This window comes from Pseudomonas sp. SIMBA_068 (assembly GCF_046534705.1).
Taxonomy (GTDB): domain Bacteria; phylum Pseudomonadota; class Gammaproteobacteria; order Pseudomonadales; family Pseudomonadaceae; genus Aquipseudomonas; species Aquipseudomonas putida.
The window spans coordinates 1-235 of the sequence record NZ_JAWRYI010001677.1 but is presented as its reverse complement, the minus strand read 5'-3'; the positions used below and the strand labels follow the sequence as shown (position 1 = coordinate 235).

The 235-nt window shown below is 60.4% G+C and carries 1 protein-coding gene; it reads right to left on the bottom strand.

Annotated features, from left to right (window positions below):
• Positions 1-235: hypothetical protein (locus SB756_RS35445; protein ID WP_410913929.1), on the bottom strand; the 235-nt coding region annotated here is incomplete at both ends.

The window sequence follows — 235 nt, the reverse complement described above, 5'->3', positions numbered from 1 at the left end:
CCAGAAGCGGTGGCAATGCAGCGGGTTACGGGTGACGCCTGCACCGACCATCGCCACCAGCGCCAGCCCCTGACGCAGGCGCAGTTCGCCAGGTAATCCCGCTTCGTCGAGGATTTTCAGCGCACTGTCGGCCACTTCTGAGGTGTAGCAAAATTGCAGCAACTGGCGATCGTTATGTACGCCAACCGCCAGCGGGCGTACCTGCGCGCGTTTCAGGATTTGGTCGATCTCTTTA